Annotated in this window: 19 protein-coding genes; 2 read left to right on the forward strand and 17 right to left on the reverse strand. The window is 61.1% G+C overall.

Annotated features, from left to right (window positions below; genetic code table 11):
- Nucleotides 1–9: 9 nt before the first annotated feature.
- From M8997_RS08305 to M8997_RS08315, 3 genes are all read right to left on the reverse strand, one after another.
- Nucleotides 10–1,464 carry an NAD(P)-dependent oxidoreductase gene (locus tag M8997_RS08305; protein WP_250019045.1) on the reverse strand — a complete coding sequence of 485 codons (1,455 nt, stop codon included), beginning with the start codon at nt 1,462–1,464 and terminating at the stop codon, nt 10–12.
- A 195-nt stretch (nt 1,465–1,659) separates the two neighbouring features.
- The gene (locus tag M8997_RS08310; protein WP_371929538.1) at nt 1,660–4,794 is read right to left on the reverse strand and encodes an efflux RND transporter permease subunit; all 3,135 of its coding nucleotides are present in this window, start codon (nt 4,792–4,794) and stop codon (nt 1,660–1,662) included.
- Between the two features lie 9 nt (nt 4,795–4,803).
- On the reverse strand, nt 4,804–5,958 hold the full coding sequence (locus M8997_RS08315; RefSeq protein WP_250019046.1) for an efflux RND transporter periplasmic adaptor subunit: 1,155 nt from the start codon (nt 5,956–5,958) through the stop codon (nt 4,804–4,806).
- Nucleotides 5,959–6,223: 265 nt separating this feature from the next.
- On the opposite strand from M8997_RS08315, the gene pncB reads away from it, so the two are divergent.
- Nucleotides 6,224–7,531, forward strand: coding sequence for a nicotinate phosphoribosyltransferase (pncB, locus tag M8997_RS08320; protein ID WP_250019047.1), 1,308 nt, complete (start codon nt 6,224–6,226; stop codon nt 7,529–7,531).
- A gap of 40 nt (nt 7,532–7,571) precedes the next feature.
- Here pncB and M8997_RS08325 read toward each other — a convergent pair whose 3' ends face one another.
- Together M8997_RS08325 and M8997_RS08330 are read right to left on the reverse strand one after the other, a co-directional pair.
- A complete protein-coding gene (locus M8997_RS08325; protein ID WP_250019048.1) occupies nt 7,572–7,829 on the reverse strand; it encodes a DUF1150 family protein in 258 nt (85 codons plus the stop codon).
- A 54-nt stretch (nt 7,830–7,883) separates the two neighbouring features.
- The gene (locus M8997_RS08330; RefSeq protein ID WP_250019049.1) at nt 7,884–8,306 is read right to left on the reverse strand and encodes an Hsp20 family protein; all 423 of its coding nucleotides are present in this window, start codon (nt 8,304–8,306) and stop codon (nt 7,884–7,886) included.
- 135 nt (nt 8,307–8,441) lie between these two features.
- Here M8997_RS08330 and M8997_RS08335 point away from each other — a divergent pair, with 135 nt between their 5' ends.
- On the forward strand, nt 8,442–9,380 hold the full coding sequence (locus M8997_RS08335; protein ID WP_250019050.1) for a nucleoside hydrolase: 939 nt from the start codon (nt 8,442–8,444) through the stop codon (nt 9,378–9,380).
- A 15-nt stretch (nt 9,381–9,395) separates the two neighbouring features.
- Here the strand turns inward: M8997_RS08335 and M8997_RS08340 are convergent, their stop codons facing one another.
- The 12 genes from M8997_RS08340 to M8997_RS08395 all read right to left on the reverse strand — a co-directional run bounded on the left by M8997_RS08340 (nt 9,396) and on the right by M8997_RS08395 (nt 19,390).
- Nucleotides 9,396–9,743 carry a 2Fe-2S iron-sulfur cluster-binding protein gene (locus M8997_RS08340; RefSeq protein WP_250019051.1) on the reverse strand — a complete coding sequence of 116 codons (348 nt, stop codon included), beginning with the start codon at nt 9,741–9,743 and terminating at the stop codon, nt 9,396–9,398.
- A complete protein-coding gene (locus M8997_RS08345) occupies nt 9,743–10,768 on the reverse strand; it encodes an NAD(P)/FAD-dependent oxidoreductase (protein WP_250019052.1) in 1,026 nt (341 codons plus the stop codon). The genes M8997_RS08340 and M8997_RS08345 overlap by 1 nt, the downstream gene beginning before the upstream one ends.
- 38 nt (nt 10,769–10,806) lie before the next feature.
- Nucleotides 10,807–11,343 (reverse strand): DUF934 domain-containing protein, encoded by a 537-nt coding sequence (locus tag M8997_RS08350; protein ID WP_250019053.1) that lies wholly within the window; start codon nt 11,341–11,343, stop codon nt 10,807–10,809.
- Nucleotides 11,340–12,095: a phosphoadenylyl-sulfate reductase gene (locus M8997_RS08355; RefSeq protein ID WP_250019054.1), complete on the reverse strand. Its 756-nt coding sequence runs from the start codon at nt 12,093–12,095 to the stop codon at nt 11,340–11,342. Before M8997_RS08355 ends, M8997_RS08350 begins: the two co-directional genes overlap by 4 nt.
- Nucleotides 12,085–13,755 carry a nitrite/sulfite reductase gene (locus M8997_RS08360; protein WP_250019055.1) on the reverse strand — a complete coding sequence of 557 codons (1,671 nt, stop codon included), beginning with the start codon at nt 13,753–13,755 and terminating at the stop codon, nt 12,085–12,087. Before M8997_RS08360 ends, M8997_RS08355 begins: the two co-directional genes overlap by 11 nt.
- A gap of 19 nt (nt 13,756–13,774) precedes the next feature.
- Nucleotides 13,775–14,089: a DUF2849 domain-containing protein gene (locus tag M8997_RS08365; RefSeq protein WP_250019056.1), complete on the reverse strand. Its 315-nt coding sequence runs from the start codon at nt 14,087–14,089 to the stop codon at nt 13,775–13,777.
- A gap of 5 nt (nt 14,090–14,094) precedes the next feature.
- Nucleotides 14,095–15,546, reverse strand: a complete 1,452-nt coding sequence (gene cysG / locus M8997_RS08370; RefSeq protein WP_250019057.1) for a siroheme synthase CysG — start codon at nt 15,544–15,546, stop codon at nt 14,095–14,097.
- Between the two features lie 279 nt (nt 15,547–15,825).
- Complete coding sequence (locus tag M8997_RS08375; RefSeq protein ID WP_250019058.1) at nt 15,826–16,203, reverse strand: YraN family protein; 378 nt, start codon at nt 16,201–16,203, stop codon at nt 15,826–15,828.
- A gap of 31 nt (nt 16,204–16,234) precedes the next feature.
- Nucleotides 16,235–17,161, reverse strand: a complete 927-nt coding sequence (gene rsmI, locus M8997_RS08380) for a 16S rRNA (cytidine(1402)-2'-O)-methyltransferase (protein WP_256473214.1) — start codon at nt 17,159–17,161, stop codon at nt 16,235–16,237.
- Entirely contained in the window at nt 17,158–18,333 is a 1,176-nt protein-coding gene (gene hemW / locus M8997_RS08385) for a radical SAM family heme chaperone HemW (RefSeq protein WP_250019059.1), read from the reverse strand. Before hemW ends, rsmI begins: the two co-directional genes overlap by 4 nt.
- The gene (gene rdgB / locus M8997_RS08390) at nt 18,333–18,977 is read right to left on the reverse strand and encodes an RdgB/HAM1 family non-canonical purine NTP pyrophosphatase (protein WP_250019060.1); all 645 of its coding nucleotides are present in this window, start codon (nt 18,975–18,977) and stop codon (nt 18,333–18,335) included. The genes hemW and rdgB overlap by 1 nt, the downstream gene beginning before the upstream one ends.
- Nucleotides 18,977–19,390 (reverse strand): VOC family protein, encoded by a 414-nt coding sequence (locus M8997_RS08395; protein ID WP_250019061.1) that lies wholly within the window; start codon nt 19,388–19,390, stop codon nt 18,977–18,979. The genes rdgB and M8997_RS08395 overlap by 1 nt, the downstream gene beginning before the upstream one ends.
- Nucleotides 19,391–19,399 lie beyond the last annotated feature (9 nt).

The raw sequence follows: 19,399 nt of genomic DNA on the forward strand, positions 1-19,399 counted from the left end.
TTTGTTCCTTCAGCCAGTTACATGGCTTTGATCGGCAACTGGTTTCGGCGTCGAAGCTGGCTGGCTCCCGCCCGCCATCACGGCCTCGGCGAAACCGGGTACCGCTTCTGCCTGCTGCGTCAGCTTGCGGTGGATGGATTCGGCTGCGATTTTTCCGTCCTGGACGCCCGCAACGGTCAGGTCCTGGCCGCCCGCCACGCAATCGCCTCCGGCCCAGATACCAGGAATGGATGTGCGCCCCTCTTCATCGACGCTGATGCGGCCGCGCGACAGGGCGATGCCGGTCTCGGCAAGCAGCATGGAGGCCGGCATCTGGCCGATTGCCTTGAATATCTGGTCGCTGGCGAGGGTGATGCTCTCGCCGGACAGTTCCAGACGGTCGTCCTTCAATCGCGTATAGTCCAGGGTGATGCCGCAGACCTCGCCCCGCTCGTTGCGTGTAAGGGCGCGCGGCTGCAACCAATGCCGGATGATGACGCCGTGTTTCAGCGCCAGCTCCAGTTCATAGGCGCTGGCATTCATGTGCTCGGGCCCGCGCCGATAGGCGATGATGACGTTCTCAGCGCCAAGGAGCCGCGTCTGGACCGCCACGTCGATGGCGGTCATGCCACCGCCGATGACGACGACGTCTCGCCCGACGGCGATCTCCGAAAGGTCGTTGCTCTGGCGCAATACCGAGATGAAATCGACCGCATCGATGCAGCCTGCCGCGTCCTCGCCCTCAAGTCCGAGCTCATTGACACCGGGCAGGCCGATGCCGAGGAACACCGCGTCGAAACCGGCGCGCAACGCGTCAAGGCTGACGTCGCGGCCAAGCGCCTTGTCATATTGAATGGTGATGCCGCCGATCTGGAGAATGAAGTCGAGTTCCTTCTGGGCGAAGTCATCGACGCTCTTATAGGCGGCGATGCCAAATTCGTTGAGACCGCCGCCCTTGGGCCGCGCTTCGAATATCGTTACGTCATGGCCATTCATGGCCAGCCGGTGAGCGGCCGCGAGCCCGGCCGGACCAGCGCCAACCACCGCCACGGTTTTCCCCGTGGGAGCGGCACGTTTGAACGGATGCTGGCCATTTGCCATCAGATGATCCGTGGCGTAGCGCTGCAGCAGCCCGATCTTCACCGGTTTGCCTTCCGCGGCCTCGCGCACGCAAGCCTGCTCGCACAGCGTTTCCGTCGGGCAGACGCGGGCGCACATTCCACCCAGTATGTTCTCCGCAAGGATCGTCTTGGCCGATCCCGTGGGATTGTCGGCGGCAATCTCCCGGATGAACAGGGGAATGTCGATGCCCGTCGGACAGGCGTTCATGCAGGGAGCGTCGTAGCAGAAGTAACAGCGATCGGCCTCCACGAAGGCTTCGTGGCGCGTCAGCGGCGGATGCAGATCGGAAAACACATCGTCATAAGCCTCTGGCGCAAGCCGGCCGGCCCTGACGTCGCGGATACCAGACTCCATAGATCCCATGAAATGGCATCTCCCATATGAGGGTGACGTCCAGTTCCCATGGATCGCCACCGTTTCATGACGGGCCGGTTCGTCCGGCTCCTCTTGAGAAAAGAATGGCATATTTTCTCAAAAGGTCAAATTTTTTATCAAATGGTCAAGAACTGGCGCGCTCTTTGCCTGAGCATTGGCGGTGATGGAGCGCGGCGCAGCAGTCTATTCGGCTGGCAGGGCCGCCGCCTGATCGGCCACCTGCTTCAATTCCCGCTGCAGCCGCGCTTCTTCCTCGATCTTCGGCTTGGTGAAGCCGGCAAGGAGCAGGTAGGCCACGGGGGTCAGGAAGAGGGTGGATGCGGTCGCCAGGCCCAATCCGCCGACGATGACCCAGCCAAGCGCGATACGCGCTTCCGCGCCCGCGCCGCTGGCGAGCACAAGCGGCACGCCGCCAAGTATGGCGCAGAGCATGGTCATCACAACGGGACGCAGCCGGATCGTCGCGGCTTCCTCGATCGCCTGGCGCACGGAGCGCCCCTGATCTCGGAGATGATTGGCGAATTCCACGATGAGGATGCCGTTCTTCGCCATGATGCCGACGAGCAGGACAAGCCCGATCTGGCTGTAGACGTTCATGCTCGTCCCGGTCATCACCATGGCGAAGACCGCACAGGCGAGGCCAAGCGGCACCGTGGCCATGACGATCAGTGCGCTGATGAAACTTTCGAACTGGGCGGCAAGCACGAGCAGAATGACGAGGATGGCGAAACCGAACGTCACCATCATGCTGGAAGTGTTTTCGCCGAGCGTCGCCGCCTCGGCGAGCGGAATGATGCGATAACCGGCTGGCAGCAGCGGTGCGGCTACTTCCTGTGCCGTGGCATAGGCATCGCCAAGGGCGAAATCAGGCGCAAGGCTGGCCGTGATCGCCACCGAACGCATCTGCTGTTCGCGGGTCAATGCCGGCGGCACCGCCACTTCCTTCAGCTGGGCGATGGTGGACATCGGAACGAACCGTCCGTCCTGCGTCCGCAGGAAGACGTTTTCCAGATCGGTCGGGTCGTTGATGGGATTCGTGGTCGAGACGAGCTTAACGTCGAAACTGCGGTCCTCGATATAGACCGAGCCGATCTTGTAGCCGTCCAGCACGGATTGCAGCGCTTCCGCAAGTCCGGTGATCTCTATGCCGAGATCGCTGGCCTTCTCGCGGTCGATGGAGACGGCGAGCTGTGGCTGGGTCGGCTCGTTGGTGAGGCGGGGCCGGTCGAACCGCCGGTCTTTCTCCAGCTCCGAGACGATTTTGGCGGCCGCGGTACCGAGTTCCGCATAGCTTGTTCCTACGACGGCGAATTGCAGCCCGTTGCCGGCGCCTCTGATGCCGAGCGAATTCGGTTGGGCGGCAAAGACCTGGATTCCCGGAATGCCCCGCACGCGCTTGGACACGTCCGCGACGATTTCCTGCTGCGTCCTCGTCCTGTCGCTCCAGGATGCGAGGCTGAGAACCATGAAGCCGCGATTGGTATTGCCGCCCTGGCCGGCAATCGAGAAAGTGTTGGATATCTCGCCGGAATCGCGCAGCGGCTGGATCAGTGTTTCGATCTGGCGCATCTCGTCGGTCAGATATTCGAGGCTGACGCCTTGCGGCGCGGTTATGCGCAGGAAGGCGGCCGAACGGTCCTCGGTCGGCGTCAATTCCTGTTTCAGCAATGAAAATGCCCCGAATGCCGCCCCTGCGAACAGGACGGAGACGAGAATGACGATCCATGGCGCCGCCAGACATGCGTGCAGGATATGCTTATAGGCATTGCCGAGGCTGGCGCCGACGCGGCCGACGATACCGGGCGCATGCGCGACATCATGATGTTTCGCCTCGCTGGCACTCAGAAGACGCGACGCGAGCATCGGGCAGAGCGTCAAGGCGACGACAGCCGAGAGAAGCACGCAGATCGCCAGCACGAAGCCGAACTCGCGGAAGAGCCCGCCTGTCTGGCCGGGCAGGAAGGACAGCGGCACGAACACAGCCGCCAGGGTGACGGTCGTGGCGATGACGGCGAAGAACACTTCTTCCGTTCCGAGCACTGCCGCGGCGCGCGGTCCCATTCCCTGGTTCCGCCGCCGAACGATGTTCTCTAGGACGACGATGGCGTCGTCGACCACGAGGCCGGTGGCGAGCACGAGGGCAAGCAGCGTCAGGATATTGACCGAGAAACCGGCGAGGTAGATGGCTGAGACGGTGCCGATCAGCGCCACGGGCATGCTCACCGCCGGAATGAGGGTGGCGCGAAAATCCCAGAGAAACAGATAGATGATGAGGATGATGATCAGGACCGAGGCGCCGAGAGCGATCTCGACCTCGTGGACGGCGCCATTGATGAAATCGGCGTCGTCGCTCGTCACCCGGATGTCCACACCGTCCGGCAGGGTCTGCTGCAATTGCGCGACGGCTGCACGCACGCCCTTGGAAATGTCGAGCGTATTGGACTGCGCCTGGCGGATGATGCCGAGGCCGATACCAGTCTTGCCATTGGCGCGCAGGCTGGACGTGCCGATATCGGGGCCGAGCGTCACCGTGGCGACATCGCGGATGCGGGTTTGCCCCTTGATGAAGATGTCCTCGAACTCCTCTGGCGTCGTCACCGGCGCGGTAGCGCGCACGACGATACTCTGCGTATTGCTGTTGAGCTGCCCGGCCGGCGTATCGAACGCCATCGTCGTCAGGGCGTTGCGGACATCGGCAACATTCATGCCGAGGCTCGCCAGCTTGTCCTGATCGATGTCAATGCGGAAGATCTTGTTGCGGTCGCCATTGACCTGGACGTCGGCAACCCCGGGCACCGAGGCGAGGACGTCTTCGATCTGGTCCTCGACCAGCACCGTCATATCCTCCACCGCCATCGTATCCGAGGTAACGGCAAGACGCATGACGGCGTCGGAATTGGCATCGGCCTTCACGATCTGCGGCGGATCGGCTTCGTCCGGCAAAGTATTGGTGATGCGGCTGATCGCATCGCGCATGTCCGCCGCCGCCACGTTCAGATCGACGCCATCATTGAATTCGACGGTGACGCGGCTCTGGCCGAAGGACGAGCTCGACGAAATCGATTTCACGCCCGAGACGCGCGAGACAGCGCCTTCGATGGCGGAGGTCAATTCCCTGTCGACGGTTTCGGCCGCTGCCGATTCGAAGATCGTGCTGACCGTGACCACCGGACGATCGACATCGGGAAGCTCGCGCACATCGACGCCATAATAGGCGGCAAGGCCGGCGACGACGATCAGCGCATTGAGCACCAGCGCCATGACGGGGCGCCGGATGAAAAGGGCGGTAAAGCTGGCATCGGCTTTTTCGTTGTTCACGGTCGGCCCTCAACCAGACTCGCCGACGGAAGCCAACGGGCCCGCATCGGTATTCTGCTGCGGCCGGCCCATGATCTGCACCGTGCCGCCGGGGCGAACCGACTGCACGCCCTCGGCTACGATTTCATCGCCGGGCTTGATATTCGCATCCACCAGCACATTGGTCGTGTTGCGCTGGACGATGCGGACAGGCACGCGCTCGGCCTTGTTGTCGACGATCTTCCAGACAAAGGCGCCATCGGTGCCCCATTGTATCGCCAACGGATCGACGGTCGGGTAGGTGTTTCCTGGAAAGGTCATGGAAATCTGGAAAGCCATGCCCTCGCGCAGCGTATCCCTCGGATTGGTGATGCGGGCCTGCACATGCAATGTGCGGCTGGCGGGGTCCACCCTGTTGTCGATCGCGCTGACCTCGCCCGTGAACGTTTCGCCCGGACGCGCCACCGACGTTGCCGAGACCGGCGCCCCCACCATGATGGACGGCGCGAATTTTTCCGGCACCCAGAAATCGACCAGCACTTCCGAGCGATCGTCGATCGTAGCAACCTGCGTGGACGTGGTGATGTAATTGCCGGCATTGACCGGAAGAATGCCCACTATGCCATTGATCGGGGCGCGGATATCGCGGCGGTCAAGCGCAAGTTCCGCCTCCCGCAGGTCCAGCCGGGCATTCTCGACCGCGAGTTCGGCATCCGAAACCTGCACGGCGGATACGGTATTCGTCGTCCGCAGGTTCTTCGCCCGCGCCAGCTTTGTTTCCGCGTCCTTCAGCGTCGTCCGCGCCTTGTCGGCAGTAATGATCTCCGCCTCTGAATCGAGCTTCGCGATGATATCGTTCGCATTGACCTTCGTCCCCGAAGTGACCAGCAGCTCCATCAGGCGACCGGCGGCATAGGGCGTGACCGAAACGGAACTCTTGGCCTTGCCCGTCCCGATGGCGGACAGCCTGTCGTTGATCTTCGCTTCCGCGGCGGCGCGCACGACGACGAGCGCCGCACTTCGTTCACCGCCATTGTTGCCCGTAGGTGCAGTTGCAGCCGTCGGCGCTGTGTCCAGGCCTGCCTTCTTGAGCACCTCGCTGCCGCCGGGCGCAAAGTACAACCAGCCGGCCCCGGCCAGGGCCAATACCAGCACAGCGAGAAACAGCTGCTTCATTACCTTCATGCACTACTCCAGATGGTGATCCTACGCGGAAGCGGGATCATCGCGATACTAGCTCATCGGTCGCGCTGCGAATAGCAGGCGGCGCAACTCGCCTTTAGTAGCAGAATAGAACGCATTTATGACCTGGGTAATGACAAGTTGGTTAGATTACAAAGATTTAATGGAAGCAATGCTCCCCTATGGCATGCGCAATTTGATGCAGCATTCTTGATGGAGCGGGCCTGACGTGCAACATGGCAGGCAGAATTTCGCAGGGACATGATGAATGGCGACCAAAACCGATATAGCTCGGCGCGTTTTCAACCATACGTGGAAACTCGATCCGATCGTGCGCAGCCTTCTCGATACGGATTTCTACAAGCTGCTCATGCTTCAGATGATCTGGGGGGTCTATGCGGATGTGGACGCCACTTTCACCCTGATCAACCGTACCACGCGGGTACGGCTGGCCGAGGAAATCGACGAAGAGGAATTGCGGGCGCAGCTGGATCACGCCCGCACCGTGCGCTTCTCGAAGAAGGAGATGATCTGGCTTGGCGGTAATACATTCTACGGCAAGAAGCAGATATTCGAACCGGATTTCCTTGCCTGGCTCGCCAATTTCCAGCTGCCGGACTATGAATTGATCAAGCGCGACGGCCAGTATGAACTGAATTTCCACGGTCCCTGGATGTATACGACCATGTGGGAAATTCCGGTGCTGACGATCATCAACGAACTGCGCTCGCGCGCCGCCATGAAGCGGATGGGCCGGTTCGAGCTCGATGTCCTCTATGCGCGGGCAAAGGCAAAGATGTGGGACAAGGTAGAACGGCTGCGCGCGCTGCCGAACATCCGCATTTCCGATTTCGGCACAAGGCGGCGGCATTCCTTTCTGTGGCAGCGCTGGTGCGTCGAGGCCCTCAAGGAAGGGATTGGGCCGGCCTTCACCGGAACCAGCAATGTGCTGATGGCCATGGACAATGATCTGGAGGCGCTCGGCACCAATGCGCATGAGCTGCCGATGGTCCTGGCTGCACTCGCCACAAACGAAAAGGAACTGCTCGCGGCGCCGTACAAGGTGCTGCAGGACTGGAACCGCTATTATGGCGGCAATCTGCTCATCGTCCTCCCCGATGCCTTCGGGACAGCCGCTTTCCTGCGCGATGCGCCGGACTGGGTGGCCGACTGGACCGGATTCCGGCCTGACAGCGCGCCCCCGATCGAAGGTGGTGAAAAGATCCTTTCGTGGTGGCGCTCCAAGGGCAAGGACCCCAGGGAGAAGCTGCTGGTCTTTTCCGACGGACTCGACGTCGATACGATCGAGGCGACCTACCGCCATTTCGACGGCAGGGTGCGCATGAGCTTTGGCTGGGGAACCAACCTGACCAACGATTTCGAGGATTGCGCGCCGCGCTTCAACGACCGGCTCAATGCGATCTCACTGGTCTGCAAGGTGAGCGAGGCGAATGGGCGTCCGGCTGTGAAACTCTCGGACAATCCGAAGAAGGCGACCGGCGATCCCGCCGAGATTCAGCGATATCTGCAGATATTCGGTGCGGAAGACCGGGTGGAACAGGCCGTCAAAGTCTAGGATCGGGGGCGAGCCGTGCAGGCCCGCCCCGGGATCAAACCTATTGCAGCATTACCGTTTGCAGCTCATGCTCGCGGGCGCCGACCAGCGCATTGTCACGTTCGTCCGAAAGAACGATCGGATCACCATTGGCGGCAAAGAGCGCCCACAACTCGACCCCCGGCGTCATCGGCGGGAGGGCCGGAAAGCTGGTGGCAAGTTCATCCGTCTTCATCTTGCGCAGATAGGCAACCTGCCCTGCGCCCAGACGGGAGAATTCGAGTTCGCTCAGAGGATTCTTTTCAACTGTGTTACGCATGTCAGCCTCCATGATCGGACAGTCTCGTCGAGCCCTGTCCAGTTAGAGCTACGATCAGTCCTGTACCGCTATGTTGATACGCTTGACCAATCGTTCGGGTTCCGGGCGATCGAGATCGATCGACAGAAGCCCATTCTTCAATGTCGCGCCGCTTACCCTCATGCCGTCCGCGAGAACGAATATTCTCTGGAACTGACGGGCAGCGATCCCGCGATGCAAATATTCGCGTGCTTCTTCGTCTGCTTGCCTGCCGCGAATGATGAGCTGATTATCTTCGGTCGTGACTTCGAGATCGTCATTCGAAAAGCCGGCCACGGCCAGGATGATTCTCAGCTGCTCACGGTCATTATTGCTGCGGACGCGCTCGATATTGTAGGGCGGATAGCCATCGCCGGATTTGGCGATGCGTTCCAGCGTTTTTTCCATCGAATCGAAGCCAAGCAGCAACGGGCTTGAAAACGGTGTCATTCGTGTCATTTAAGCAGTCCTTTAGCAAAGCGACCTAAAAGCGAAACCCGTCGAACAATGGCATCCCGCCTTTGCCTTCTGATATGGTCAATCTGCGCCGAGAGTTCAAGTGATCCCCGCACTGCGCCCTGATGAAAGTACAAAATGACACGCAAAATCATAATCGACACGGATCCCGGCCAGGACGATGCCCTGGCGATCATGCTGGCCCTGGCCAGTCCTGAACTCGAGGTTCTCGGTATCACAGCCGTCGCGGGCAATGTCCCCTTGCCGCTGACACAGGTCAATGCGCGCAAGATCTGCGAATTGGCGGGGCGAAACGACGTTCGCGTCTTCGCGGGGGCAGGCAAGCCATTGATGCGGCCGCTGATCACCGCCGAGCATGTGCATGGCAAAACCGGGCTTGACGGACCGGTCCTGCCGGAACCGGTCATGCTGCTCGAAGAACAGCATGCGGTCGATTTCATCCTCGACACACTGCAAACGGAAGATGCGGGTAGCGTTACGCTCTGCGCGCTCGGGCCGCTCACCAATATTGCCCAGGTCCTGATCCGCGCACCCGAGCTCGCGTCGAAAATCCAGGAAATCGTGCTGATGGGCGGCGGCTTTTTCGAAGGCGGCAATATTACGCCCACCGCCGAGTTCAATATCTATGTGGACCCTGAAGCCGCACAGCTCGTCTTGAAGTCCGGCGTCCCCGTGGTCATCCATCCGCTCGACGTCACGCACAAGGCGCTTACCACCGCCGCACGAATCGAGCGGTTCCGCGCAATGAAAAGCCGTTGCGGCGATGCCTGCGTCGCGCTGCTCGAGTTCTTCGAACGGTTCGACGAGGAAAAATACGGCAGCGATGGCGGCCCGCTGCACGATCCCAACGTCATCGCCTATATTCTGAGGCCGGAGCTTTATGGCTGGCGCAAATGCAATGTCGAGGTGGAAACAGCGAACGAGCTGACGCTGGGCATGACCGTTGTCGACTGGTGGGGCGTTACCGACCGCGCAAAGAACGCGATCTATGTGCGCGACATCGATGATGAAGGTTTCTTCGACCTGCTCATCGAGCGCATAGCGACGCTGCCCTGACGGAACCGGGCGGCGTCAGGCGGCGACGCTGTCCTTCTGTGTTCCCGGCGCCAGGGTAACTTCGAGCCCGTTGAGCTCTTCGGTCATGATCAGCTGGCACGACAGGCGCGAATTCTCCTCGACGTGAAACGTCACGTCGAGTTGATCGACTTCCTCGTCGAGCGGGGCAAAGAGCTTCTCCGTCCAATCCTGATCCACATAGACATGGCATGTGCCGCAGGCACAGGCGCCGCCGCACTCGGCCTTGATGTCCAATCCCCAGTCGCGGATGACCTCCATGACCCGGAAGCCTTCGAGCGCTTCCAGTGTATGGCGTTTGCCGTGCTGATCGGTAACGTGGATATATAACGCTTCAGAAGTCACTAGGCCGCTTTCAATTTCTTCTGCAGGGAGGTGGATGAGGTCGTATACTGGAAGATGATCCGTTCGTCAGGCGCAATAATGCGCTTGGCCGCCTGGGACATCAGGGCAGCCTCATGGAAGCCCGACAGGATGAGCTTCAGCTTGCCGGGATAGGTATTGATGTCGCCAATGGCGAAAATGCCCGGCTCGGAGGTTTCGAACTTCTCGGTATCGACGGCGATCAGGTTCTGGTCGAGATTGAGCCCCCAATCGGCAATCGGGCCGAGCTTCATGGTCAGGCCGAAGAACGGCAGCAGCCGGCCGGCATCCAGCGCCTCTTCGCCATCGCTGCCCTTCAGGATGACTTTCGTGATCTGGCCATCCGCGCCCTCAAGGCCGGCAACCTGCCCCATGCGGAACTTGACGCGACCCTCCTTTTCCAGTGCCCACATCTTGTTGACGCTATCGGGAGCGGCACGGAATTCCGGCCGGCGGTGCACGAGGGTGACGGATTTCGCCACCGGTTCGAGGTTCAGCGTCCAGTCCAGGGCGGAATCGCCACCGCCGACGATGACCACGTCATGGTCGCGGAAAGCCTCGATCTTGCGGACGGCGTAGTGAACGCTCGTTCCCTCGTAATGCTCGATCTCGGGCACCGGCGGACGCTTGGGCTGGAAGGAGCCGCCACCAGCCGCGATGACGATGATCTTGGTCAGGAACACTTCATCGGCATCGGTTTGCACGCGAAACCGTCCATCTTCCAGCCGTTCCAGGGAATTCACCATGGTCGAGAAGTGGAATTGCGGATCGAAGGGAGCGATCTGCTTCATGAGATTGTCGGTCAATTGCTGGCCGGTGACCTCCGGCAGCCCCGGAATGTCGTAGATCGGCTTTTCCGGATAGAGTTCCGCGCATTGTCCACCGGGACGATCCAGAATGTCGATGACATGGGCGCGCAGATCGAGCAATCCAAGCTCGAACACGGCAAAGAGGCCTACCGGGCCTGCGCCCACGATAACAACGTCTGTTTCAATGATTTCGGACATGTGCGTGCTTTTCCAACGAGATCGACTGAGCTTTGAATTCAAGCGCCCGGTATGCGGCGCCAGCTATAGGCGCCGGGGACGGTGTGCGAACCCCGGCCTGGTTGATAATAGACCGGCGCGTCATGAAGATTATGCGCGGCGAGGCGGGAGAGCGTGACGGCGTGGGCAACCTTCAGCGTATCGAAGCCGGTGCGCAGCATATAGGCGACCTGATCGATCAGAACATCCCCTACGGCGCGCAGCTCGCCCTTGAAATTGTGCTGGCTCTTCAACAGTTCCGCCTTTGAGTAGGAGCGGCCGTCATTGAAGGCCGGGAACTGCAGGGCAATAAGCGGGATGCGATCGAGCGAAGGCAACAGCGGATCGATCTTTTCGCCCGGCGCAATGCTGACACCGATCTTGCGGTTGGTGTCGAAGCGCACATCCTCGGGCAGGGCGAGCCACGCAGCCAGCGGCAGGATGACCGCTGCGGCATCACCGGCATCCTCCAGCGATTCGGCCGTGACATAGGGATCCTCGCGGAAGCCTTCGCGCCCCCAGAGCCCTTCCTTCGCCTGTTCTGTAGTCTCGGTCATAGGTTGGAATCCGTCAGTGAAATATTGCTCAATTGGTCGGTCAGTCCGGTCAGGTGGATGCCGCATTCGGTCTTGTCCGAGCCGACCCAACGGCCGGAACGTGCATCTTCGCCATCCCTGACCGGCTGGGTGCAGGGCATACATCCGATGGAAAGATAGCCCTCGGCAACCAATGGATGCGGCGGCAGATGGTTCTCGATCATATAGGCCTTGAGATCGGCCGAGTTCCAATGCGCCAGGGGGTTGATCCTGATACGCTCGCCAACCGCCTCGAATACCGGCAACGCCGTGCGTGTCGCGGCCTGGAACTGCTTCCTGCCGGTCATCCATGCGCGGTATGGCGCAACGGCGCGGGCCATGGGCTCGACCTTGCGCAGATAGCAGCATCTGTCCTTGTCGGTCATCGACATGGCGCCATAGGGGTCTTCCTGCTTCAGGCTCTGCTGGAGCGGATGGATATTGTGCACGTCGGTCATGCCCAGATCGGCGATCAGATCATCCCGGTAGCGCAGCGTCGCCGGAAAATGCTTGCCCGTATCGAGAAACAGGACCGGGGTCGCGCGATCGACCCTTGCGATCAGATGCAGCAATACGGAGGACTCCGCCCCGAACGACGAAACGACGGCGATCTCCTCGTTGAAGAGGTGATCTATCGCCAGTTCGATGATATCGAGCGGCTCCAGATTGCCGTAACGGGCCTGAAGCGCGCGCGCCTCGTCGGCCACGCTTTCCTCGGTGAGTTCAAGCAGCATTTGCGGTCTCGCCATAAAGCGCATTTTTGAACGGGGCCGCGCCAAGCCGCCTGTAGGTGGCAAGGAAGCTCTCTTCCTTGTCCGCCCTTATTTCCAGATAGCGATCGACGATGGTTTCCACCGCATCGACAATCTCTTCCGACGAGAAGCCACGGCCGGTGATGTCACCGATCGTGCAGATTTCATCACCGGAGCCGCCGAGCGAAATCTGGTACAGTTCCTCGCCCTTCTTCTCGACGCCGAGAATGCCGATATGGCCGACATGATGATGACCGCAGGCATTGATGCAGCCGGAAATCTTGATCTTGAGTTCGCCGATGTCGGACTGCCGCTCGGGCGAACCGAAGCGCTCCGAAATGCGCTGCGCCACGGGAATGGAGCGCGCATTGGCCAGAGCGCAATAATCGAGACCGGGGCAGGCGATGATGTCGGTAATCAAGCCGGCATTGGCCGTCGCCAGGCCATCGGTCAACAGGAGATCGTAGACGATGCGCAGATCGGCGATGGCGACATGTGGCAGGACGAGGTTCTGCTCATGGCTGACGCGAATCTCGTCCTGCGAGAACTTCTCGGCAATCTCGGCCACGAGGTCCATCTGGGCATCGGTCGCATCGCCTGGGATGCCGCCGATCGGCTTCAGGGAGATGGTGACGACGCCATAGTCCGGGTTCTTGTGCGGCGTGACATTCTGGTCGACCCAGCGGGCAAAGGCAGGATCGGCCTTGCGCTCGCTTGCCAGTTTGGACCAGCCTTCCGGCCGCTGCGCCAGATTGGGAGCGCGGAAATACTCGTCGATCGCGTCGATGTCGCGCTGCGGCATTTTGAGGTCCGTGTCGCGAATGGCTTCCCATTCCGCCTCGATCTGCCGGATGATTTCCTCGGTGCCGGTTTCGTGGACGAGTATCTTGATCCGCGCCTTGTACTTGTTGTCACGGCGCCCGTTCAGATTGTAGACGCGGACGATCGCGGTCGTATAGGTCAACAGATCCTCGACCGGCAGGAAATCCCGCACCTTCTTCGCCACCATCGGGGTGCGGCCCTGGCCACCACCCACATAGACGGCGAACCCGAGTTCCCCGGCCTCGTTCTTCTTCAGCTGCAGACCGATATCGTGCACCTGGATCGCCGCGCGGTCGCGCTCGGCGCCTGTCACGGCAATCTTGAACTTGCGGGGAAGATAGGAAAATTCCGGATGCATTGACGACCATTGCCGCAGGATCTCGGCATAGGGGCGCGGGTCCGCTACCTCATCGGCAGCAGCGCCGGCGAAATGGTCGGCCGTGACATTGCGAATGCAATTGCCGGACGTCTGCAAGGCATGCATCTCGACCGATGCGAGCTCATCCAGCACCTTGGGCATATCCGCGAGCGCCGGCCAGTTGTACTGCAGGTTTTGCCGCGTGGTGAAATGGCCGTAGCCGCGATCGTAATGGCGGGCGATATGGGCGAGCTTGCGCATCTGCCGGCTCGACAGAGTGCCATAGGGGATGGCGACGCGGAGCATGTAGGCGTGCAGCTGCAGGTAGACGCCATTCATCAGCCGGAGCGGACGAAATTGCTCTTCCGTCAGCTCTCCCGCCAGGCGGCGCTCTACCTGATCCTTGAATTGCTCGACGCGGGCAGAAACGAACGCGTGGTCAAACTCGTCATAACGATACATGGAATGCGAACCTTCAGTCTTAGGCGGCGTTGGCGCTGGGCTTTTCGGCCTGCTTGCCAAGGTCTAGTCGTATGGTCGGGCCGAGCTGGCGAATGCGCTCGCGCAGGCGGATCGGATAAAGGCTGGTACCCCGTTCTTCCACATCGATGACATTGACGTCGATCACGAGGTTCGACTTGATCGCGGCCTTTCCAGCCTCCTCAAGCGCGCTTACGGCTTCGGCATGCCGCGCGATCAGCGCTCCATCGATGTGGTCGAGCCATTCGCCATTGGCTCCGAGCCAGACGGCCTCGCCGTCTGTCAGGCGGTTGGCGGTTAAAACCTTGACTGTCATGTGCTTCATCCTTCCAGTTCTGCGGTTTGGACCTGGCGTGGCGAGTCCTGCCGGGCTGCGGTGAGCGCCTCGGCCTTTTCGACGGCGGCTCCGGCCACCGCATCTCCAATCACCACCATGACCGGCCCGGTCAGATCGTCTCGCCGTTCGAGCGACGGCAGATCCTTGAGCGTGCCATGGAACATGCGTTTTTCCGGCCGTCCTGCATTCTCGATCACGGCAACGCCGGTGTCGGCATGCAGACCCGCCTCCATGAGCCGTTCGGCAACCGAGGCGGCAACGCTGCGGCCCATATAGACCGCGATCGTTGCACCAGAGATGGCAAGCCGTGCCCAGTCGGGCAGGATATCGCCCGACATGTCGTGGCCTGTGGTGAATACGAGTGACGATGCGACGCCGCGCAGGGTCAATGGCAGCTGCATATCGGCCGCGGCGGCGAATGCCGACGTTATGCCGGGCACGATTTCGAAAGGTATCGCGGCATCCCGAAGCGCCGCCATTTCCTCGCCCGCCCGGCCATAGACCAGGGGATCGCCCGATTTCAGCCGAACGACACGTTTGCCCTGGCGCCCGAGCGTCACGAGAAGCGCATTGATCTCGCTCTGGCTCTTCGAATGGCAACCCTTGCGCTTGCCAACGCCGAGCCGCTCGGCATCGCGCCGGCCCATGGAGACGACGGCCTCAGGCACGAGAGCATCATAGACGATGACATCGGCCTCCATAAGGACCCGGTGCGCGCGAAGCGTCAGCAGGTCTTCGGCGCCGGGGCCCGCGCCCACCAGCCACACATAGCCCTGCGGCCGCGACTGGTCGCCGAGAAGATCGGCGGCTGCATCATGGGCGCCGGCAATATCGGCATTGTAGACCTTGCTGGCCACGTCGCCGGCAAAGAAGGAACGCCAGAACAGGCGGCGCGGCAGGCCCTTGCTCACGGCATTCTCGACCACCGGGCGGTAGAGATTGGCGAGCCGTGCAAGCTCGCCGAGGCGCGGCGAAAACATCGCGTCGATCTTCGCCCGGATCAGTTGCGTCAGGACGGGACCCGTTCCCTCGGATCCGATGGCAATGGCGATCGGGGCGCGATTGACCAGCGCCGGCGTGAAGAAATCGCAGAGTTCGGGCCGGTCGACAACATTGACCGGAACCGACTGGCGCCGCGCTTCATCGGCAATGGCAGCGTCGCGATCGGCGTCGCCCGTCGCAGCGAAGACGAGCTTCGCACCATGAAGATGATGGGGCGAAAACGCTTCCGCCACATGCTGGATGGGTGAATTTTCGAGAAATCGAGCCAGTTCCGACTCGGGTTCGGCCGACACGACGCGGATTGTCGCCTCCGTCTGCGTCAGCAAACGGGCCTTGTTCAGCGCCTCCTCGCCATCGCCCACGACAACGAGCACTTCGTTGCTTACGCGGAAGAAGGCGGGAAAGACCGACAGAAGGTGTTTTTTATCAGACATATAGGGACAATCCTGATGGCTCGGAAGGATTATCCGGTATCTTGCCGAAGTTTATAAGAAACAGAAATGCGTCAAATCGGAACGGGGAGCATGGAATTTCTGAAAAAGCCGGTGTGCGCGAATTTTTAATTCCAACAACGCGCATGGCAGGCCAATCATTCCGCTGGAACCCAGGTTCCGCGGATCGGCCCACTTATACACGACTATTCTTATAGGGTTTATCTTCCATTGCAAGTGTTTTTTGGCGCGAGTGATTTTTGGCTCGCTCGTTCCGACCTCTCAGCGGAGCCTGTCGGACGCAAGATAGGCGGCAGGAACATGCACGGGCCAGCGCCAGGGCAGGATCGCCACGAGATCGAAGCGGATGGAAAGCGCTGCATGGTCGGGCTGGCGGGCCAGCCATAGATCTGCGGCGGCTTCGATACGGCGCATCGTCGCCGTGCCGAGTGCATCCATCGCCTGGGCCAGATTGGCGCGCGCCTTCACTTCGACGATCAGAACAAGCCTGCCGCGCCGGGCAATGATATCTATTTCGCCGAGGCGCGTGCGATAGCGGCGGGCGACAATACGATAGCCCTTCAGCATCAGCGCGGCGGCGGCAAGCCGTTCTGCAGCATGGCCGCGAAAATAGGCTCGCCGGCGCGGGGAGCCAGTCATTCCCTACCCTGCTTCGTGGCCCTACACTGCTTCATGGCCCTACCTGTTTCATGGAGAGCAGACGCTGGTAAAGCTCCGCCTTCGGCCGCCCGGTCATACGGGATGCCTCTCCCGCAGCCTTTGACGGCGACATTTCAAGGCTCAACGCCCGCAGGACATTGTCGACGTCTTCATCAGAGCGCGGCGCAAGGGCATCGACTTCGGGCGGACCGACGACGAGAACGACCTCGCCGCGGATTCTGTCTTCGCTATCGAACTCCGCCGCCAGTTCGGAAAGAGGTAGCGTTACGATCGTTTCGAACGTCTTGGTGAGTTCCCGGCATAGCGCCGCCTTTCGCGACCCGCCGAAAACCGCGACCATGTCGAGAAGCGTATTCGCGGCGCGATTGGGCGACTCGAAAAACACCAATGCAGCGTCCAGTGGCTTGAGCTGTTCGAGCTTCGTGCGCCTTTGACCCTGTTTCGAGGGCAAAAACCCTGCAAAGAAGAAACTGTCTTTCAGGAGCCCGCAAGCCGTCAGCGCAGCCAGTACGGCGGAAGGCCCCGGAATGGGCACGATCCTGATTCCCGCCGCCTTGGCCTCCGGTACCAGCCGCCCGCCAGGATCCGATATCAGCGGCGTTCCGGCATCCGAGACGAGAGCCACGCTCTTGCCGGCGAGCAATGCCTCGACAAGCTTCGGCCCAACCGTTTCCGCATTATGTTCATGATAGGCATAGGGGCGGCGTGCAATGCCATAGCGATCGAGCAGGACCCGGCTAACCCGCGTATCCTCGCAGGCGATGATATCGGCGGCGGCAAGCACTTCGATGCCCCGCAATGTCATGTCGCCCAGGTTTCCTATCGGCGTCGCAACGATATAAAGACCGGGTTCGATGGGCCGCGCGCGGAACGACGCCGTGCCGATCTGGTAATTCCGGTCGTTGGGCTGCGATTTTTCCGTGATGCGCTCGTTCATGCCGCGAGATCCGCGATGACGGAGTTGAGCACGATCGCCCCTTCCGGCGTGGTGCGTATCCGGCTATTGCCGACATATTCGATCAGCCCCTGTTCGGCCAGCGCCACGACACGGTTTTCCTTGAGGCCATGGCCGGTGAGGCTTTCATAGCGGCCGAGATCGATTCCCTCGGCGAGCCGCAGGCCCATCAGCAGGAATTCATCGCCCTCCTGCTCGCTGGTCAGAAGCTCCTCCTCGACAATGCCGTGCCCGGTGCGCTCGACCGTCTCCACCCATTGCTCCGGATGGCGCTCCGTTATCGTGACCGTACGCGTGCCGTTCTCGACGAAACGGCCGTGGGCGCCCGGGCCGACGCCGACATATTCGCCATAGCGCCAGTAGACCAGATTGTGCCGGGATTCCGCACCGGGAGCAGCATGGTTGGAAACCTCATAGGCCGGCAATCCGCGCTGCGCCGTGACATTCTGCGTCTCGTCGAAAAGTGCGGCGGCCTGATCCGGTTCGGGCGTCACGAGCTTTCCTGCCTTCCATAGATTGAAAAAGGGCGTGCCCTCTTCAATCGTCAGTTGATACAGCGACAGGTGGTCCGCCGCATAGGAGATCGCCCTGCCCAATTCCTCGCGCCAGGCTTCGACGCTCTGGTCCGGCCGCGCATAGATCAGGTCGAACGACAGTCTCGGGAAGATCTCGCGCGCCAGCCTAATGGCGGCAAGCGCTTCATCGACATTGTGCATCCGGCCGAGGCGGCGCAGATCTGGATCGTTGAGCGCCTGCACGCCGAGCGACACGCGATTGACGCCTGCCGCGCGATAACCCCGAAACCGATCGGCCTCCACGCTTGTCGGATTGGCCTCCAAAGTGATCTCGATGCCATCCGGCACATGCCACTGCCGGGCTACTTGATCAAGGATTGCAGCCACGGTTTCCGGCTGCATCAGGGATGGCGTTCCGCCGCCGAGAAAGATGCTGGACACGCTGCGCGGTCCTGTCCGTTCACGCATCGTCGCCATTTCCCGGGCGAAAGCCGCGGCGAAACGCGGTTGATCGACGGGCTGGTGACGCACGTGGGAGTTGAAATCGCAATAGGGGCACTTGGCCATGCAGAACGGCCAGTGGACATAGACACCAAAGCCGGCCTCGCCATTATCGGGACGAATGCCCTGGTCGGTCATCAGGCTTCCAGGCAGTCTTGTGCCAGGCGTTGAAACGCCCGGGCGCGGTGGGAAAGCGCATCGGGCTTGCCCGGGCTCCAGCCATGCTTTTCCTCCGCCGTCATCTCGCCGAAGGTGCGATCATGGCCATGCGGGCGGAAAACCGGATCGAAACCGAAACCGGCCGTACCACGCGGTGGCCAGACGATCTCGCCTTCGACCTCGCCGCGGTAGTAATTCGCCTCGCCGTCAGGCCAGGCGAGGCATATGACGGAGACAAACCGGCCGTGACGCTGGCCCGGATCAAGTGCGTTCTTCTCCTGCAATGCGTCCTGAACCTTGCGCATGCCATGGGCAAAATCGCGCGTTCCGTCCGGCAGTTCCGCCCAGTTGGCGGTGTAGACGCCCGGATTTCCGTGCAGCGCATCGACACAAAGGCCGGAATCGTCCGAAAGCGCCACCAAACCAGTCGCCTTCGCGGCGGCAAAGGCCTTGATATAGGCGTTTTCCTCGAATGTCGTGCCCGTTTCTTCGGGCTCGGGCAGGCCGAGCTGCGCCGCCGACACAACCTCGAATCCGAACGGGCCGAGCAGATCCATCATTTCGCCGATCTTGCCCTTGTTGTGGCTGGCGACCAGCAGCTTGCCTTTTTCGAGCTTTCGCATCATTTCGTTCCTGTGTTCCAAAGCGCGGCCTCGGCGAATTCTATCGAATTGCCCGACGGATCGCGGAAATAAAGCGAGTGGGCGCCGTTCGGCCAATCGAACTCGCTCTCTATGGCAATGCCTTCGGCTTCGAGATGCGCCTTCCAGCGTGCGATCTCCTGCCTGTCGGCCCGGAAACAGACATGGCCGGGCCCGATGGCTCCATGCGAGGGAATGGGCAAGCCACCCTCCGGCCGGGCCTTCAGCTTTTCCGCATCGAAAAGGATGAGAACGCCGGCGCCGCAGCGGAAGAACACCGACTCGTCACCGGCGCGCAAGATGCATTCGAGACCGAGAACCCCGCCATAGAACCGCGCGGCCGCCTCTATATCGGTGACGTAGAGCGCTGTTTCCAGTATCGCGGCCGGTCGCATCTGTCTTGC

Source organism: Phyllobacterium sp. 21LDTY02-6 (genome assembly GCF_023554255.2).
In the GTDB taxonomy this organism is placed as follows: domain Bacteria; phylum Pseudomonadota; class Alphaproteobacteria; order Rhizobiales; family Rhizobiaceae; genus Phyllobacterium.

Bases quoted from the DNA above. Each gene is read 5' to 3' on its own strand.
- rdgB (WP_250019060.1), bottom strand. From the start codon at position 18,977: ATGCGAAAGCTCGAAAAAGGCAAGCTGCTGGTCGCCAGCCACAACAAG.
- M8997_RS08305 (WP_250019045.1), bottom strand. From the start codon at position 1,464: ATGGGATCTATGGAGTCTGGTATCCGCGACGTCAGGGCCGGCCGGCTT.
- cysG (WP_250019057.1), bottom strand. From the start codon at position 15,546: ATGTCTGATAAAAAACACCTTCTGTCGGTCTTTCCCGCCTTCTTCCGC.
- hemW (WP_250019059.1), bottom strand. From the start codon at position 18,333: ATGACCGACCAGGGCATTCGTCCCGATAATGGCGAGGCCGGCTTTGGT.
- pncB (WP_250019047.1), top strand. From the start codon at position 6,224: ATGGCGACCAAAACCGATATAGCTCGGCGCGTTTTCAACCATACGTGG.
- M8997_RS08350 (WP_250019053.1), bottom strand. From the start codon at position 11,343: ATGACCGAGACTACAGAACAGGCGAAGGAAGGGCTCTGGGGGCGCGAA.
- M8997_RS08375 (WP_250019058.1), bottom strand. From the start codon at position 16,203: ATGACTGGCTCCCCGCGCCGGCGAGCCTATTTTCGCGGCCATGCTGCA.
- M8997_RS08345 (WP_250019052.1), bottom strand. From the start codon at position 10,768: ATGTCCGAAATCATTGAAACAGACGTTGTTATCGTGGGCGCAGGCCCG.
- M8997_RS08355 (WP_250019054.1), bottom strand. From the start codon at position 12,095: ATGCTGCTTGAACTCACCGAGGAAAGCGTGGCCGACGAGGCGCGCGCG.
- M8997_RS08325 (WP_250019048.1), bottom strand. From the start codon at position 7,829: ATGCGTAACACAGTTGAAAAGAATCCTCTGAGCGAACTCGAATTCTCC.
- M8997_RS08335 (WP_250019050.1), top strand. From the start codon at position 8,442: ATGACACGCAAAATCATAATCGACACGGATCCCGGCCAGGACGATGCC.
- rsmI (WP_256473214.1), bottom strand. From the start codon at position 17,161: ATGAACGAGCGCATCACGGAAAAATCGCAGCCCAACGACCGGAATTAC.
- M8997_RS08395 (WP_250019061.1), bottom strand. From the start codon at position 19,390: ATGCGACCGGCCGCGATACTGGAAACAGCGCTCTACGTCACCGATATA.
- M8997_RS08360 (WP_250019055.1), bottom strand. From the start codon at position 13,755: ATGTATCGTTATGACGAGTTTGACCACGCGTTCGTTTCTGCCCGCGTC.
- M8997_RS08330 (WP_250019049.1), bottom strand. From the start codon at position 8,306: ATGACACGAATGACACCGTTTTCAAGCCCGTTGCTGCTTGGCTTCGAT.
- M8997_RS08365 (WP_250019056.1), bottom strand. From the start codon at position 14,089: ATGACAGTCAAGGTTTTAACCGCCAACCGCCTGACAGACGGCGAGGCC.
- M8997_RS08315 (WP_250019046.1), bottom strand. From the start codon at position 5,958: ATGAAGGTAATGAAGCAGCTGTTTCTCGCTGTGCTGGTATTGGCCCTG.